At 69.2% G+C, this 16,031-nt stretch carries 18 protein-coding genes; 12 read left to right on the top strand and 6 right to left on the bottom strand.

Translation table 11 applies throughout. From position 1 onward, the window contains the following. Positions 1–117 precede the first annotated feature (117 nt). On the top strand, positions 118–885 hold the full coding sequence (locus ACL03I_RS06225) for an MspA family porin (protein WP_356963807.1): 768 nt from the start codon (positions 118–120) through the stop codon (positions 883–885). On the opposite strand, the gene ACL03I_RS06220 is transcribed toward ACL03I_RS06225, so the two are convergent. Further along, positions 861–1,580: a TetR/AcrR family transcriptional regulator gene (locus ACL03I_RS06220; RefSeq protein ID WP_412805342.1), complete on the bottom strand. Its 720-nt coding sequence runs from the start codon at positions 1,578–1,580 to the stop codon at positions 861–863. The genes ACL03I_RS06225 and ACL03I_RS06220 overlap by 25 nt on opposite strands. Before the next feature lie 58 nt (positions 1,581–1,638). Here ACL03I_RS06220 and ACL03I_RS06215 point away from each other — a divergent pair, with 58 nt between their 5' ends. Continuing rightward, on the top strand, positions 1,639–2,355 hold the full coding sequence (locus ACL03I_RS06215; protein WP_412805341.1) for a DUF4386 family protein: 717 nt from the start codon (positions 1,639–1,641) through the stop codon (positions 2,353–2,355). A 92-nt stretch (positions 2,356–2,447) separates the two neighbouring features. Here the strand turns inward: ACL03I_RS06215 and ACL03I_RS06210 are convergent, their stop codons facing one another. Next, the gene (locus ACL03I_RS06210) at positions 2,448–3,128 is read right to left on the bottom strand and encodes a pyridoxamine 5'-phosphate oxidase family protein (protein WP_412805340.1); all 681 of its coding nucleotides are present in this window, start codon (positions 3,126–3,128) and stop codon (positions 2,448–2,450) included. Between the two features lie 80 nt (positions 3,129–3,208). Between ACL03I_RS06210 and pdxR the strand changes: the two genes are divergently transcribed. The 4 genes from pdxR (at position 3,209) to ACL03I_RS06190 (ending at position 7,877) form a co-directional block, all read left to right on the top strand. Continuing rightward, positions 3,209–4,579 carry a MocR-like pyridoxine biosynthesis transcription factor PdxR gene (gene pdxR / locus ACL03I_RS06205; RefSeq protein ID WP_412805339.1) on the top strand — a complete coding sequence of 457 codons (1,371 nt, stop codon included), beginning with the start codon at positions 3,209–3,211 and terminating at the stop codon, positions 4,577–4,579. 84 nt (positions 4,580–4,663) lie between these two features. After that, positions 4,664–4,909 (top strand): DUF2630 family protein, encoded by a 246-nt coding sequence (locus tag ACL03I_RS06200; RefSeq protein ID WP_355074698.1) that lies wholly within the window; start codon positions 4,664–4,666, stop codon positions 4,907–4,909. A 9-nt stretch (positions 4,910–4,918) separates the two neighbouring features. Beyond that, entirely contained in the window at positions 4,919–6,355 is a 1,437-nt protein-coding gene (locus ACL03I_RS06195) for a dihydrolipoyl dehydrogenase family protein (RefSeq protein ID WP_412805338.1), read from the top strand. A 13-nt stretch (positions 6,356–6,368) separates the two neighbouring features. Beyond that, positions 6,369–7,877, top strand: coding sequence for a carboxylesterase/lipase family protein (locus ACL03I_RS06190; RefSeq protein WP_412805337.1), 1,509 nt, complete (start codon positions 6,369–6,371; stop codon positions 7,875–7,877). A gap of 9 nt (positions 7,878–7,886) precedes the next feature. Here ACL03I_RS06190 and ACL03I_RS06185 read toward each other — a convergent pair whose 3' ends face one another. Together ACL03I_RS06185 and cobF are read right to left on the bottom strand one after the other, a co-directional pair. Then, positions 7,887–8,756 carry an Fpg/Nei family DNA glycosylase gene (locus ACL03I_RS06185; RefSeq protein ID WP_412805336.1) on the bottom strand — a complete coding sequence of 290 codons (870 nt, stop codon included), beginning with the start codon at positions 8,754–8,756 and terminating at the stop codon, positions 7,887–7,889. A gap of 60 nt (positions 8,757–8,816) precedes the next feature. Further along, positions 8,817–9,560 (bottom strand): precorrin-6A synthase (deacetylating), encoded by a 744-nt coding sequence (gene cobF, locus ACL03I_RS06180; RefSeq protein WP_412805335.1) that lies wholly within the window; start codon positions 9,558–9,560, stop codon positions 8,817–8,819. 108 nt (positions 9,561–9,668) lie between these two features. Here cobF and ACL03I_RS06175 point away from each other — a divergent pair, with 108 nt between their 5' ends. From ACL03I_RS06175 to ACL03I_RS06150, 6 genes are all read left to right on the top strand, one after another. Continuing rightward, complete coding sequence (locus ACL03I_RS06175; RefSeq protein WP_355074709.1) at positions 9,669–10,496, top strand: thymidylate synthase; 828 nt, start codon at positions 9,669–9,671, stop codon at positions 10,494–10,496. Then, complete coding sequence (locus tag ACL03I_RS06170) at positions 10,493–10,993, top strand: dihydrofolate reductase (protein ID WP_355074710.1); 501 nt, start codon at positions 10,493–10,495, stop codon at positions 10,991–10,993. The genes ACL03I_RS06175 and ACL03I_RS06170 overlap by 4 nt, the downstream gene beginning before the upstream one ends. A gap of 185 nt (positions 10,994–11,178) precedes the next feature. Further along, entirely contained in the window at positions 11,179–11,505 is a 327-nt protein-coding gene (locus ACL03I_RS06165; protein WP_355074712.1) for a cupin domain-containing protein, read from the top strand. A 57-nt stretch (positions 11,506–11,562) separates the two neighbouring features. Continuing rightward, positions 11,563–12,621 carry a Dyp-type peroxidase gene (locus ACL03I_RS06160; protein ID WP_412805334.1) on the top strand — a complete coding sequence of 353 codons (1,059 nt, stop codon included), beginning with the start codon at positions 11,563–11,565 and terminating at the stop codon, positions 12,619–12,621. After that, positions 12,618–13,418 carry a family 1 encapsulin nanocompartment shell protein gene (locus tag ACL03I_RS06155; RefSeq protein WP_397278592.1) on the top strand — a complete coding sequence of 267 codons (801 nt, stop codon included), beginning with the start codon at positions 12,618–12,620 and terminating at the stop codon, positions 13,416–13,418. Before ACL03I_RS06160 ends, ACL03I_RS06155 begins: the two co-directional genes overlap by 4 nt. Before the next feature lie 89 nt (positions 13,419–13,507). Then, positions 13,508–14,038 (top strand): hypothetical protein, encoded by a 531-nt coding sequence (locus ACL03I_RS06150; RefSeq protein ID WP_412805333.1) that lies wholly within the window; start codon positions 13,508–13,510, stop codon positions 14,036–14,038. Between the two features lie 253 nt (positions 14,039–14,291). Here the strand turns inward: ACL03I_RS06150 and ACL03I_RS06145 are convergent, their stop codons facing one another. Then, positions 14,292–14,507 (bottom strand): DUF397 domain-containing protein, encoded by a 216-nt coding sequence (locus tag ACL03I_RS06145; protein WP_412805332.1) that lies wholly within the window; start codon positions 14,505–14,507, stop codon positions 14,292–14,294. Beyond that, a complete protein-coding gene (locus ACL03I_RS06140; RefSeq protein WP_412805331.1) occupies positions 14,497–15,405 on the bottom strand; it encodes a helix-turn-helix domain-containing protein in 909 nt (302 codons plus the stop codon). The genes ACL03I_RS06145 and ACL03I_RS06140 overlap by 11 nt, the downstream gene beginning before the upstream one ends. Positions 15,406–16,031 lie beyond the last annotated feature (626 nt).

Raw genomic sequence — 16,031 nt, 5'->3', positions numbered from 1 at the left:
GGCGGTACTGCCCGATAAAGTCTGCGGCGTATGCCGAGCGAGGGCCGCGACGACCCATTTGCCGTGCAAGTCCGTTTCGCGCAAGAAGTTCCGATTCCATCGATACTCGACTGGAGCATGATGAACCGAAGGCATTCGCGTACTCTCGCCGCGATCATCGCGGTGGTTGTGACCGCTACCGGCGCTTTCGCTGTTTCCGATTCCGCAGCGGGCGCCGCGCCAGGAGAGATCAACGCCGGTGGACTGCATCTGATCGCGTCGGCGAACGCCAACAACTTCGCGGCCGCCGGTGACATCGCGCCGGGAATTCCGTTCGTGCACTCGGTGCGGGTGTCCGGAGACTTCTCGGTGTCTCTCGACGGCCCCACGGCGCTGCGCGGCGGAGAGATCGCCGTCGGATATCTGGTCGGCTGCGCGGTCGACATCTCCAACGGCATCTCGATCGGTATCTCACCCAGCGTCGGTATCAACGCCGGGATCGCGCCCTCCTTCGGCCTGGAGGGGTCCCTCACCTTCGAGGCACCCTCCCTGCAGATGAACATGCCCGATCAGCACATGATGATGCCCTCCCTGCAATTGATGGCGCCGCCGAGCGTCAGCGTCGGCGCCGCCGTCGCCATCCAGCCCAGCATCGGCGTCGAGGCGGGCGTCGCCGGCGAACTCGCGGTGAATCTGGCCCCCGGTTCGGTCACGGCGGCGGTGGTCGGCGCGGCGGAAATCGACGGGGAATCCGAATTCCCTTACACTTTCGCGCACACCAATACCCCGTTGAATATCAGCGGTTGCCTTTCACCGGCCTCGGCCATGCCTTTTGTCACCGTACGGGCCGATTCGAAAAGGGCAACCGCGCAAACGACCGGCTATGGTGCCCCGTTCTGGTTCTGACCGTCGCGCCGCACCAATCCGTCCAGCAGCGCGCGCAGTCCCCAGTCGAACTGCGCATCCGAGATCCACTGCGCCAGCACGGCGGCACTCGACCGGGTGCGCGGCCAACGATCACCGTCGACGGTGTCGAACGTGGCCGCGCGCCCGGCGATCCGCTCGGATTCCGGCGCCAGCGGTGGTCTTCCGTCGGTTTCCGCGACTTCCATGGCGAGCGACCCGATGACCTGCACCATCACGGCGTAGGCCGCGCGGGCGCAGTCCTCCTCGGAGAGGCCCGTTCTGGCCAGACAGTTCAGCAACGCCTCCCCGACGTCTCGTGCGGCATCGCCGTCCATGGGCGCGCTCATCATCAACCCCGCCACCGCGGGATGTCTCAGCACCTCGGTTCGTAGTCCACGCGCGAATTCCAGGACGGCCGCGCGGGGTTCGACGCCCGGGTCGGCGAGCACGGCGACCGGCACCGCTCCGAGCACCCGTTCGACCACCGCGCGCTCCAGGTCGGCCCGGCTCGCGACGTAGGTGTAGACCGCGTTCGGATTCACGCCCAGCCGAGTCGCGACCGATCGGATCGACACCGCGGCGACACCGCCCTCGTCCATGAGTTCCATGGCGGCATCGACGATCTGCGTGTCGCTGAACGCCCGTCGCTCGGGCCTGGTCCTGCGTTCTCCTGGTGTTGACTTCGCCGTTGCCACGCGGTTGACTGTACCCCGTACAGCTACCTGTACCCCGTACAGTCAGAATTGAGACGCCATGCCCGCACGCCCCTGGCCCACCATCGCCCTGCTGGTGGCCGCGCCGATCACCCTGAACGTCGCCTTCGCCGGACTCGGCTCGGCCTTCGACTATCCGCACGTGTTACGCGAACCCGCGGCCGGAGTGCTCGCCCTGTTCCGGCACAACCAAACCGCCGTCGTCGCCTGGTTCGTCGTGCTGGCCGTCGCAGCCGCCGCACTGGCGCCGCTGGCGGTGCTGATCGGCAGGCTGGACCGCGCACCGGCCATGCGCGCCGCCGTCGCGGCGGGCGTCGCGGCCGCCGCCGTGCAGGCGATCGGCTTGCTGCGCTGGCCCGTCGCGGTTCCGGCGCTGGCGGCGCGGGCCGCCGAGGAAGGCCCCGGCTCCTCGGCCGTGCGCACTTTCGAGGTGCTGGGCGCGGTGCTCGGCACCGGCCTCGGCGAGACGGCCGGATACACCCTCACCGCCGCGTGGACGGCCCTGGTCGCCATCGCGTTGCGGCACAGAATGCCCGCGGCGTGGAGCGTGCTCGGTTACGTCTGCGCCGTCCTGGTGCTCAGCGGAGTACTCGTCCCGCTGGACATCCCGCTCATGGCGCAGACCAACTTCGTGGGCTATGTGCTGTGGAGCATCTGGCTGCTGGCCTTCGCGGCGCTGCTCGCCTGCCGCCCAGCCGCCTCGGCCCGCCACGAGTCCACGCCCGCGCAGCCGATCGACGCGCCGCACCCGCTGTGACGCGCACGAAACGCGAGCGGCCGTTCACGCTCAGCGGTCGATCTCGCCGCCACCTCCGGACTCGTGCTCGTCGTCCACACCCCCCCAAGTGGTCAGCGGACGGAGGCCGCGCGCTCCAGGACGTCCGCGGGGACCGGGACGCCGGAGTCCAGGTCCGTGGAGTCGATCGGGGCGCCCCACATTTGGCGCAGCGGGAGGACACCGGCCCACACGCCGCCGTTGTCGATGTCCGACGGGTCGTCCTTCGGGCCGCCCGCACGGACCTTCACCGACGCCTCGGTGAGGTCGAGAGCGAGCACCTTCGTGGCGGCGAGCTCCTTCTTGCTCGGGGGCCGCACACGCGACCACGCGCCCGGCGCGGCGTGCTCGACGATCACGCGCAGCCCGTGCAGGCGTTCGTCGTGCTCGGTCACCTCCCGCACCCGGCCGAGCACGACCGCGGAGCGGTAGTTCATCGAGAAGTGCATGGCCGAACGCGCGTAGACCACGCCGTCGACCAAGGTCACCGCCACCGAGATGTCGGCGGCGAGCGCCGCGCGCAGGTTTCCCGCGCCGGTGGAGCCGTGCAGGTAGAGCGTGTCGCCGTCGCGGCCGTAGGCGGTCGGCAACACGACCGGCGTGCCGCCGAGCAGCACACCGAAGTGGCAGATCAGCCCGGCGTCGAGCACCGCGTCCAAGTCGGCGCGATCGGTGCGGGCACGGTCGGTCAGCCGGGTCGGCGTGCTGCGCGGCGTCGGCGAGAGGGGAGCCCGTGGGCTGACTGTTTCGGTCACGAACCCAGCATCGATCCGCTAATGGCATTATCAAAGTGCCAATTCAAATGATTCTCAGCAGTCCACTTCGAGGAGGCGCCGTGCTGGACGACCTTCCCCTCGACCTCGATCGCGACCTGGCGCGACCGCTGTCGGTGCAGATCGCCGACCAACTGCGCCGCGCGGCGACCAGCGGGCCGCTGCGCGGCGGCGACCGGTTGCCGTCCACTCGCGCGCTGGCCGGGCGGCTCGGCGTGAGCCGCACCGTGGTCGCCGCCGCCTACGACCAATTGCACGCGGAGGGCTGGCTCGACGGCAGACGCGGCTCCGGAACCTACCTGACGACCGCACCGGCCGCCGCGCCCGCGCGCACCGACCCCGTGGACGACACCGACGCCGCGCCGCAGCTGTTCGACCTAGCCCCCGGTGCGCCGTGCGTCGACGCCATCGATCCGGCCGCGTGGCGCCGCGCCTGGCGCGCCGCGGCGGATCACTCCCCGCTCGTGCGCAAGGACCGCGCGGGCGAACCGGAGTTCCGCACGGCGGTCACCGAGCATCTGCTGCGCCACCGCGGGATCGGCGCGGGCAGCGACACCGTGCTGCTCGCGACGGCGGGAACCAGTTCCGCCGTAGGCGAATTGGCCGTGGCGCTGCTGCGGCCGGGCGATGCCGTCGCCATGGAGGATCCCGGCTATCAGCGCGCCGCAGGGGCATTCGCGGCGGCCGGTCTCGAGGTCGTCCCGGTTCCCGTCGACGCGCACGGACTGCGCGTCGACGCGCTGCCGTCCCGGATCAAAGCGGTGTACTGCACTCCGGCGCATCAATTCCCACTCGGCGCGCGGATGCCCGCCGCGCGACGGGTCGAGCTGGTGGAGCATGCGCGCCGCTCCGGGATCTTGGTCATCGAGGACGACTACGACGGCGAATTGCGCTACGACACCGCGCCGCTGCCGCTGCTGGCCACCATGGCTCCGGACGTCGTCGTCCACCTGGGCACGACTAGCAAGATCCTGTCCCCCAGTCTCGGTGTCGGCTGGTTGCTCGCCGCTCCGGAGATAGCCGGGGCGGTGCTCGCCCACCGCGAGCGCACCGGCACCGGCCCGAGCACGGCGGGCCAGCGCGTGCTCGCCGCTTTCGCCGCACACGGTGATCTGGCCAGGCACCTGCGCAGGCTGCGCCGCATGCTGCCGCCGCGCCGGGCGCTGGTGGTGACCGAACTGCGCCGCCGCGGACTCGGCGTGCTCGGCGACGACGCGGGTTCGCACGTCGTCGTGCCGGTGGAGTCGGCCGAGGACGAGCTGCGCGTGGTCGCGGAAGGCCTGGCGCACGGTGTCGCGCTGGACGGGTTGGCCAGACATCACCTCGGATCGCGCCGGGACCACTTCGGCGTCGCGCTCGGCTACACGGCGCTGTCCTGGCCGGAACTCGCCGCGGCCGTCCCGAAGGCCGCCGCGTGCCTCGCCCGGCCGTAGCATGGTCGGGGTCAGCGAACAGGCCCGGAGGCGGCAGCGCAGCGTGATCACGCGGAGCCCCGCACATGCCGGAAAGGACGGACCATGAGCGAACAGGACATCTTGGCGCGGATCAAGGAACTGGTCGACCAGGAGCACCAGCTGCGCTCGCAGGCGACTCGCGGCGAATTGGACCCGAGGACCGAACGCCAGCGCCTGGCCGAACTGGAAGTGATGCTGGATCAGGCCTGGGACCTGCTCCGTCACCGCCGGGCGCGGATCGATCAGGGCCAATCCCCGGACGCGGTCCAAGCCAATACGGTCTCGCAGGTCGAGGGCTACCTGCAGTAGGCGCGGGCGATGTCGAGCACACCGACCGACTACGACGTCATCGTGATCGGCGGCGGACCGGCGGGCGAGAACGCCGCCGCCTACGCCGTCGCGGGCAGCGACCGCACGGCCGCCATCGTGGAGCGTGAACTCATCGGCGGCGAATGTTCCTATTGGGCCTGCATCCCGAGCAAAGCGCTGTTGCGACCGGGCCACGTCCTGGCGGCCGCGCGGGCGATGCCGGGCGTTTCGGCCACCGGCCTCGACGTCGAGGCGGTGCTGCGGCGGCGCGACGCCTTCGTGCACGACCATGACGATTCCGCCCAGGTCGACTGGGCGCGCGGCAACCACATCGACGTGGTTCGCGGCACCGGCCGCCTGACCGGCACGCGCTCGGTCGAGGTCGACGGGCGGCAGTTGCGCGCCCGGCATGCCGTGGTGCTCGCCACCGGCACCACCGCGAACGTGCCCGATGTGCCCGGCCTGCGCGCCGCGCTGCCGTGGACCTCCCGCGACGCCACCAATCTGCACGAGGTCCCGCGCCGGGTCGCCGTGGTCGGCGGCGGCGTGGTGGCCAGTGAGGCGGCGACCTGGCTGGCCGCGCTCGGGGCCGAGGTCACCCTGCTGGTGCGCGGCTCGGCGCTGCTGGCCGCCAACGAGCCGTTCGCGGGCGAACGGGTGGCGGCGGCGCTGACCGACGCGGGCGTGCGAGTGCGTTTCCGCACCGAGCCCACCTCCGTCGAGCGCCCGGTCGCGAAGGACACCGGTGAAGGCCGGATCCACGGCGGTCCCGTCACGGTCCGGTTGCGCGGTCCCGAAGGCGAGTCGGCGCTGGAGGTGGACGAGATCGTGGTGGCGGCCGGACGCGCACCCGCCACGAAAGGGCTGGGCCTGGACGCGGTCGGGCTGTCCGACGGTTACATCGCGGTCGACGACCACCTCACCGCGCGCGATGTCGAGGGCGAGTGGCTGTATGTGGTCGGCGACCTCAACCACCGCGCCGCGCTCACGCACATGGGCAAGTACCAGGGTCGGGTGTGCGGCGACGTGATCGCCGCGCGGGCCGAGGGCAAGCCGCTGGAGGATCCGCGGTTCGTGGCGAGTTCCGATCACGGCAAGGTGCCGCAAGTGGTGTTCACCGCGCCGGAGGTCGCGGCGGTCGGCCTGACCGAGGCGGTGGCCAGGGACGCGGGGCACTCGGTGGAGACCGTCGAACTCGACATCGACGTGGCCGGGTCGGCGTTGTCCCGGGACGACTACGCGGGCCACGCGAAACTGGTGATCGACCGCGCCACCGACACGCTGCTCGGCGCCACCTTCGTGGGGCCCGACGTGGGCGAGCAATTGCACGCGGCGACGATCGCCGTGGTCGGCGGGGTGCCGCTGTCCACCCTCTGGCACGCCGTGCCAGCTTTCCCGGCGGTCAGCGAGTTCTGGCTGCGCCTGTTGGAGGCGCGGCGCGCGTAGCTACCATTTGAAAATGGTGGCAACAATGGATATCGCGACCGCCGACGGAGTCGTCCGCGGTCGCAGGGGCCGCCGCGTCCTGCGCTGGCGGTCCATTCCCTACGCGGCTCCTCCCATTGGAGACCTGCGGTTTCGCGCTCCGCAGCCGGTCGAACCCTGGTCCGGCGTTCGGGCGGCGACGGACTTCACCTCCGCGGCGATGCAGCATCGCTCCGGGGCACGGATCGGGCCGCGCGCCTATCAGCCGACCAGCGAGGACGCGTTGACACTCAATGTCACCGTGCCCGCGACACAGGCGGCGAGCCCGCGCCCGGTGCTGGTGTTCATCCACGGCGGCGGCTATCTCATCGGAACCTCCGCGCTCGGGCTGTACTCCGGTGCGCGACTGGCGCTGCGTGGCGATGTGGTGGTGGTCTCGCTGAACTACCGGCTGGGTGCGTTCGGCTACGTCGACTTCAGCGAATTCGGCACCGCGCAGGAACCGTTCGACTCCAACCTCGGCTTGCGTGACCAGCTCGCCGCGTTGGAGTGGGTGCGCACCAATATCGCGGCCTTCGGCGGCGATCCGGGCAACGTGACGATCTTCGGCGAGTCGGCCGGGGCGCACGCCGTACTCGGTCTCCTGGCCACACCGAAAGCCAAAGGGCTTTTCCATCAGGCCATTTCCCAGAGCCCACCCGCGGACTGGGCAGTGACGGCCGAGGAAGCCCGCGGCTTCGCGCGCCGCTGCGTCGCCGCGCTGGGCGCCACGCCGGACACCGCGCACACCGCCCTGCGCACGGCAGGCGCCAACGACATCCGCCGCGCGGTCGACCGCACCATCGGCCAGGTGGTGCGGGAACAGCCCGGCGCGTTTCCGGTGTGCCCGGTGGTGGACGGCGAGTTCCTGCCGGTTTCCCCGGTCGACGCGATCACCGACGGCTCCGCGCACCGGGTGCCGCTGATCATCGGCACCAACCGCGACGAGGGCACGCTGTTCGCCAGGTTCGCCGACGAACTGCCCACCACCCCGGACCGGCTGCGCTCGGCGCTCGGTAACTCCACCGAGGCGGAGTCCAGGATCGCCGCGGCGTATCCCGGATATCCCCAGCCGAAGGCCGCGGTGCGTGCGGGTGGCGACTACACCTTCTGGCGTCCTTCGGTGACGGTCATGGAAGGTCACAGCAGGCACGCGCCTACCTACGCCTACCGCTACGACTTCGCCCCGCGCGCCCTGCAACTCGCCGGGATCGGCGCCACGCACGCGACCGATCTCGTTCCGGTCTTCGGCGTGACGGATACTCCGATCGGCCGGGCCTTCACCGCCGCGGGCGGCAGGCGCGGACTGCGGGCGGTCACCGAGCAGTTCCAGGACAACTGGCTTGCTTTCGCGCGCACCGGAACTCCGCTGCCGTCCTGGCCCGCTTACACGGAGGCCCGCAGGTCCACCCTGATCATCGACTACCCCACGCGCGTGGAACACGACCCGGACCGGGAGAAACGACTCGCCTGGCAGGGCGTGCGGGTCCCGACGCTGACCTGAGCCGGGCCGCTACTTCAGCAAGCGCGACATCCGCCGGTCCGCGAGGATCTTGCCGCCGGTCTGACAGGTGGGGCAGTACTGGAAGGACCGTTCGGCGTAGGAGACCTCGCGGACCGTGTCGCCGCAGACCGGGCAGGGTTGCCCGGTCCTGGCGTGCACCCGCATACCGGAGCGCTTCTCGCCTTTGAGGCGGGCGGCGTCCTGGCCGACCGAGCGTTGCACCGCGTCGGTGAGCACCGTGCGCATGGCGGTGTACAGCTCGGCCACCTTGTCCGCCGGGAGGGTCTTGGTGTTCGCGAACGGCGAGATCCGCGCCGTATGCAGGATCTCGTCGGAGTAGGCGTTGCCGACGCCCGCCAGCAGCGCTTGGTCCACGAGCGCGGTCTTGATCCGCTGGGAGGTGCCGTGCAGGATCTCGGCGAACTGCGCCTCGGTCACCTCCAGCGCGTCGGGGCCCAGGCGCGCGATACCGGGCACCGCCTTCGGGTCCGCCACCACGTACACCGCGAGCCGCTTCTTCGTGCCGGCCTCGGTGAGGTCGAACGCGGGTGTCGCCCCTTCGGGCGTGAAGAAGTGCACCCGCAGCGCCAGCGGGCTCTTGCCGCCCGGCTTGGGCGGCGTCGGGCTCGGCTCATCGATCCAGCGCAGCCATCCACCCCGCGACAGGTGCGTGACCAGCCACAGCCCGTCGCATTCCATGCCGAGGAATTTGCCCCAGCGCCCCGCGCCGGTGACGTCTCGACCGGACAGTGCGGTAACCGGGGGCTCGAACGTCTTGACGGCGCTCAACGCGGCCACGTCGACGCGGCCGACCACGGCGCCGACCGCATGCTCCCGGAGGAACTGAGCCAACGCCTCCACTTCCGGTAGCTCAGGCACGGGGTTCAGACTACCCAGCCCTACCGACAACCTGCCGGTTCGCACACGGCAGCGGGCGGATCACTCCCCGCGGCGCAGCAGATAGATGTCCATGATCCAGCCCTTCCGGTCGCGCAGCTCGGCGCGACGGCGCACGATCTCCTCGGCCACTTCCGACAGCGGCCCCTCGATCAACGTCTCGTCCGGCATGCCGAGGTAGGCGCCCCACCAGATGTGCGCGTCGGGGGCCGAGATCGTGGTGAACGAGCAGTCGCCGTCCAGCATCACCAGGGCGTTCTCCGCGCCGAGTCCCTCGTCGCGCAGGCGGCGGCCGGTGGTGATGCGTACCGGCTCACCGATGCCGTGCAGCACGATCCGATGCCGGGCGGCCAGGGCCTGCGCGCTGGTGATGCCGGGAATCACCTCGTAGTCGAAACGCACCACGCCGCGGGCGAGCACCCGCTCGATCATCCGCAGCGTGCTGTCGTAGAGCGCGGGATCACCCCAGACCAGGATGCCGCCGACGCCGTCGGCCGCGGCGAACGCCGATTCCAGCAGTGCCGAGCGGCGATCGTGCCAGTCGTCGACCACGTCCACGTAGTCGGTGGGCGTGCGGTCCCGCGGCGGGTCGGCGATCGGCACGATCCGGTACGGCCGATCCATGTGTTCGGCCAGGATCGCCGTCCGCACGTCGACCAGTTCCCGCTTGGCCTCCCCCTTGCCGATGACGAAGAACGTCTCGACCTGTCGCATCGCCTTGACCGCCTGCACGGTGACCTGGTCGGGGTCGCCTGCACCGATGCCGATCACGTAGAGCTTGCGCATGGGCTCGAGCTTGCCAGGGCCGCGGCGGGCCACCGTCGTCAGGCGTGGCCCGGGACGCGCCCGATCGGCTCGCCGAGTGTGCGAGCACGAAGACTAGAGTTGCCAGACGTGGCTCATGACGCGCTCGATCCGGCATCGGCTCCCGACACCCAGTACGAGGACCTGTTGCGACTGGTGCTGACGTCCGGCACGAAGAAAGCCGATCGCACCGGCACCGGAACGCGCAGCGTCTTCGGCCACCAGTTGCGCTACGACCTCGCGGCGGGCTTCCCGCTGATCACCACGAAGAAGGTCCACCTCAAGTCGATCGTCTACGAGTTGCTGTGGTTCCTGCGCGGCGACTCCAACATCGGCTGGCTGCGCGAGCACGGCGTCTCCATCTGGGACGAATGGGCCGACGCCCACGGCGAACTCGGCCCGGTCTACGGCGTGCAATGGCGATCGTGGCCCGCGCCGGACGGAACGCACATCGACCAGATCTCCCAGGTGCTGCACACGCTGCGCACCAACCCCGACTCCCGGCGCATCATCGTCTCGGCGTGGAACGTCGCCGACCTGGACAAGATGGCGCTGGCGCCCTGCCACGCGTTCTTCCAGTTCCACGTGGCCGACGGGAAGCTGTCCTGCCAGCTCTACCAGCGCAGCGCCGACCTGTTCCTCGGCGTGCCGTTCAACATCGCCAGCTACGCCCTGCTCACCCACATGGTCGCCCAGCAGACCGAGCTGACGCCCGGTGACTTCATCTGGACCGGCGGGGACTGCCACATCTACGACAACCATCTGGACCAGGTCGCCGAGCAACTCGCCCGCGACCCCTACCCGTTCCCCACGCTGCGGCTACATCCCGCGCCGACGCTGTTCGACTACCGCTACGAGGACGTCGAGGTGATCGACTACCGGCACCATCCGGCCATCAAGGCCCCGGTGGCGGTGTGAGCGAGCGGACGGTCGGGCTGATCTGGGCGCAGACCCTGGACGGGGTGATCGGGTCCGGCAACACCATCCCCTGGCGGCTGCCGGAGGACATGGCGCACTTCAAGGACGTCACCTGGGGACATCCCGTGGTGATGGGCCGACGGACCTGGGATTCGCTGCCGCCGCGGTTCCGGCCGCTGGCCGGGCGGCGCAATATCGTGGTGACCAGACAGCCGGACTGGTCGGCCGAAGGCGCCGAGCGGGCGTCATCGGTGCCGGAGGCGCTGGCCAAGTGCGCCCCGGACGCGGTCTGGGTGGCCGGTGGCGGCGAGATCTACCGCGCCGCACTCGAGTTCGCGACCGACCTGCGCGTCACCGAGATCGATACCGCGGTCGAGGGCGACGCCTTCGCGCCGTCGATCGGACCGCAGTGGCGGCCCGACGACCCGGAGCCGTGGCGCACCTCGGCCACCGGCCTGCGCTACCGCATCCGGCACTACACCCGGCGGCCCGCCTAGCGCGCCACGCCAAGAGGCTCCGCGAACGCCGCCCCCACGGGCGGGGACGGTCGAACCCGGCCCGCGCCGCGACGGACTCGGGCATACTCCTCGATATGCGGGCGGCCGGACCCGCGTCCGGTCGCCCGCCTCGAGCCGTTGCCACCAGCCCGGCACCGGCTGTGGTGCTCTGCGAAAGGCGGTCCATGGAAAAGAAATCGCTGACTGCGGTAGCGCGCCAGCAACTGAAGCTGGCCGCCCTCGCCACGAGCGGGCGCAGTTCACAGACAATCTATGGCGGCCACACGCATACGCTGCGGCAAACGGTGGTCGGCCTGACGGCCGGGCACAGCCTGGCCGAACACGACAACACCGGCGAAGCCACGTTGCAGGTGCTCAGCGGCACCCTGGTGCTGCTCAGCGGCGCCAACGAATGGAAAGGCTCCGAGGGCGACCTGATCGTGATACCCAAGGCGCGCCACAGCGTCAAGGCGATCGACGACGTCGCGTTCCTGCTGACGGTGGCGATGTAGCCACCACGATGCGGGTCCGTAGCCCGGCCGGACCGGTCGGGCATTAGGGTGTCGATCATGGGTGAGCCGCAGCCGATCCTCGAACCGCTCACACCGTCCGCGATCTTCTTGGTCGCCACGATCGACGAGGGTGGCGAAGCGACGGTCCGCGACCTGCTCGCCGACATCACCGGCCTGCGCCGCTCGGTGGGCTTCCGCCTGCCGGGCGCGAACCTGACCTGCGTCACCTCGATCGGCTCCGACGCATGGGACCGCCTGTTCGCCGGCCCGAAACCGGCTGAGCTGCATCCGTTCCCCGGTTACGTCGGCGCACGCCACACCGCGCCCGCGACGCCGGGCGACCTGCTGTTCCACATCAAGTCCGAGGTGCAGGACGCCTGTTTCGAGCTGGCCATGGCGATCGGCGATCGGCTGGCCGGTGCGGGAACGATCGTGGACGAGACGGTCGGCTTCCGTTACTTCGAGCAGCGCGATCTGCTCGGTTTCGTGGACGGCACGGAGAATCCGGAGGGTCGCGCGGCCTACGCGGCGGCGCTGGTGGGCGAGGAGGACCCGGACTTCACCGGCGGCAGCTACGTGATCGTGCAGAAGTACACGCACCCGCTGGCGGACTGGCGCGCGCTGTCGGTGGAAGAGCAAGAGCGCGTCATCGGCCGCACCAAACTGGACGACTTCGAACTCCCCGACGAGATCAAGCCGGCCGACTCGCACGTCGAGGTCAACACGCTGATCGATCCGGACGGCACCGAACGCCAGATCCTGCGCGGCAACATGCCCTTCGGCAGCGTGCGCGAGGGCGTGTTCGGCACCTACTACATCGCCTACGCGGCCACGCCGAGCGTCACCGAACGCATGCTCACCCGGATGTTCCTCGGCACCGACGAGGCCGCTTACGACCGCATCCTGGATTTCTCCGTCGCCCACACCGGCACCTCGTTCTTCGCACCCACCGTCGATTTCCTCGACGATCTGCCGCCTGCGCCGTGGGAGGCGGCGGAATCCGCGGTGTCCGTGGACACCGACGGCGCTGGTCCCGCAGATCCGCTCGGCATCGCCGCGCCCGCGGGCGACGGCGCCCTCGGTATCGGCTCGTTGAAAAGGAGCATCCGGTCATGAACAACCTCCATCGCGAACTAGCGCCGATCACCTCCGAGGCGTGGGCGGCCATCGAGGAGGAGGCGACGCGCACGTTCAAGCGGCACATCGCGGGCCGGCGCGTCGTCGACCTGTCCGGCCCGCACGGCGTCGACTACTCGGCGGTGGGCACCGGGCACACCACGGCGATCGATTCGCCGGACGCCGGGGTGTTCGCCCGTCAGCGGGTGGTCGCGCCGCTGGTCGAACTGCGGGTGCCGTTCACGCTCTCCCGCGAGGAACTCGACAACGTGGAGCGCGGCGCGCAGGACGCCGACCTGGACCCGGTGAAGGACGCCGCGAAGAAGATGGCGTTCGCCGAGGACCGGGCGATCTTCGAGGGCTATACGGCCGCGCACATCACCGGCATCCGCGCCAGCTCGTCCAACGATCCGATCACGCTGCCCAGCGACACCCGTCTGGTCCCCGAGTCGATCGCGCAGGCGTTGACCGCGCTGCGGCTTGCCGGTGTCGACGGACCGTACTCGGTGCTGCTCAGCGCCGATCTGTACACCGCGGTCAGCGAGACCTCCGACCACGGCCACATGATCCGCACGCATATCGAGCGCCTCATCCCGGAAGGGGAGATCATCTGGGCGCCCGCCATCGACGGCGCGATCGTGCTCACCACGCGCGGCGGCGACTTCGATCTGCGCATCGGCCAGGACCTGTCCATCGGCTACCTGACGCACGACAGCACGTCGGTGCAGCTGTACTTCCAGCAGAGCCTGACGTTCCTGGTGTACACGGCCGAGGCCGCGGTCCCGCTGACCCTCTGAGCGCCGGTCACATCTGGGAACGGCCAGGTGCGCGGCCGGAGCGCGAGACGGTACGGTGGCCGGATATGCGCCATGAACAGGTAGGTGAGATGACAACGGTGCGGGCGGGTGTCGTTCCGACGCAGCGCGCCGTGTTCTACAGCGTGCTCGGCATCCTTGCCACCGTCACGATCTGCGGTTCGTTCGTCGCCGCGTTCGGGGTGAACCGGGTGTTCACCGGCCTGCTGGCCGGAGCCGTCGTCGGTATCGCGGTGCTGGTCGCCCTGTTCACCCGGGACGCCGTCGTGCTCACCGATCACGCCATCTACCGGCGCAAGCCGTGGACGATCTCCCGCATCTCGTGGGACCGCGTGGTGGCCGGGCGCTTCACCCTGGACGAGCGCGCCCGATGGTCGCTGGCGCTGGACCTCATCGGCGGCGACGAACCCCACGGCGAACTGGTGCTGTTGTCCATTCCCCCGGTGGTCCGCCCGGTCGCGGGAGCGTACGACCTGCGCAAGCGCGACCAGGTCACGGAGATACGGGCGATACTGCGGCGCAAGCGGATTCCGGTGACCGTGTTGCCGCAGATCGCGGGGGCGTTGCAGGAGCATTGGCAGATCGGGCCGCCGACGCACTGAGGTTGGCGGCCTGTCGATATCCGAGATTCCGGCGCTCCGCCTCGTTCCACGCCCCACCGCCCAGGTGGAATTCGTTCCCTACCGGCTTCATCGACGCTAGCTCAGCCGTCCCCGCACCCGGAGCGCAGGGACCGGCTGAGCCCTGCCGGTTCGCCGGGCCATCGATTGGACCGGGATTCACCGAGTCGCATTAGTTCCGCAGTTCGCCATTCGCCGGGCTGCGTCGCAGCAAAAGGCGGGCTTTTCGTTTCGTCTATGGGCGCTGGAACTCGCCATCGACAACCCCGGCGGTGAACGCGTCCCACTCTGCTGGGGTGAAGATCAGCGCCGGGCCGGTCGGATTTTTGGAGTCACGAACGCCAACCATGCCTCCGCTGAGGTGTGCGACCTCGACACATTCGCCGCTGCCCCCCGAACTGTGGCGTGACTTGAACCACTTCGCTCCCGCTAGGTCGAGTTCAACGTTCACTGTCGTAACTCCTTGCTATCTCTCTCAACAGGGTGCGGCTCGAGCGGGCATCCATAGTCGCTTCGGCCAGCGTAAGGAACGTGTGCCTACAGCGCTGGACATCCTCACGCTTCTCGAGATACGCATCCCCCGTGTAGCTCTCCGCGTAGATGACAGACGGTTCAACTGGTTTGCCCTGTGAGTCCTTCGGAAAGGTCATCACAATGAAGGGGGTGACGAGCCTGCCAGTTGGCAAGCCAACTTCTTGCCTGAGTATGCGGACCTCGATGTTGTCGAGCGTGCTCATGTCCGCCGCGTGTCGGCACTGATCAGCCATCACCTGCCGGTTGCCGACGACCGTCCGCAGGGCGTTCTCGTGTATTACGGCTGTGAGTCTGCACGGGTTCCGTGGCCGAGTGAGTAGATGCTGACGCCGAGCCCGAACTGCTGCCAACCGTTCCAAGTCCGCCTCCGAAACTCGAGGCTGCCTGGCGCGGTTCATGGCCTCAGCGTAGGCGCGAGTCTGGAGTAGTCCGGGGATGATGAGCGGCTGAAATATGGCCAGTTCACTTGCGGCAGACTCCAGCACGACGTAAGTGTTGAACTTCGGCTCCAGTACGTCACTGTACGTTCGCAGCCAGGAGCGGACCGGGGCTTGTCCCGCGAGTTCCTTCCACTCCACAAGGTCTTCCTCGTCGACCCCGTACAGCGCACCCAGAGCGTCGAGGTCCGTCGCCCTGACCTTCTTGTTGCGGCCGTTCTCCAGTCTGCTGATGGTTGCGTTACCCCAGCCGAGTGTCCGCGCTGCCACTTCCAGGCTCAGACCCGCCGCCGTCCGCGCCTCTCGAAGCAAACGACCCAACTGTCTACGCGGCAAACTGGTTTCGGCGTCCTCCGGCCCGTCGTCTTCTTCGTTCACCCCTTGCGACCCCCTTCCGCTCTGCGATGCAGCTTCATTTCGCAACGGAAGGAGGGTAACTCGATCAGCGGAAGACTTGGTGCGCTTTCGCGCGGGTTTCGCGAACCGAACAAGTCGCGTACCGAACGTCGACCCTTCACAACATCCTGTTCGCATGGCGAATAATGCGCTCCCACATCGAAACCCCTTCCTCTCGCGGCCTGCCACGCCGTTGGCCGATGTCCCTGCCGATGTTCTCGAGCGGTTTCTGAGCGCCCTACATGAGTGGCAATCCGAGCAGATCCACACCGCCCAGCCTGTCCAAAAGATCTGAAACGGATGGAAACCATACCTTTCGGGGACACACCCCGGTCTCGCTGCCACTTTTACCGGCGCATGTGTGATTTGCCCGCTGTAATCGACCCACCCGAGCTGGGGCGCATCATCATGCGCGCGTCGTACGTTGGAGCGTTGACCATGCCCGCTCCGTTAGGGCGAGCCGTCAGGCAAGTCATGCAGCGCCGCCGGGATGCCATGGGGCCGATTGTGGCGCATCCTCGCTCGAACAGGTGGACCTACATTGTGCGGCCCGATTTTCCAGACGACACCAAGCTTTTCGCGGAGATGTTCCGGCTCGACGTGTCGAT

It is taken from the genome of Nocardia sichangensis, from assembly GCF_047200615.1.
GTDB classification, from domain to species: Bacteria; Actinomycetota; Actinomycetes; order Mycobacteriales; family Mycobacteriaceae; genus Nocardia; species Nocardia sichangensis.
The sequence above is the reverse complement of the archived record's forward strand: the minus strand, read 5'-3'. Positions and strand labels throughout refer to the sequence as shown.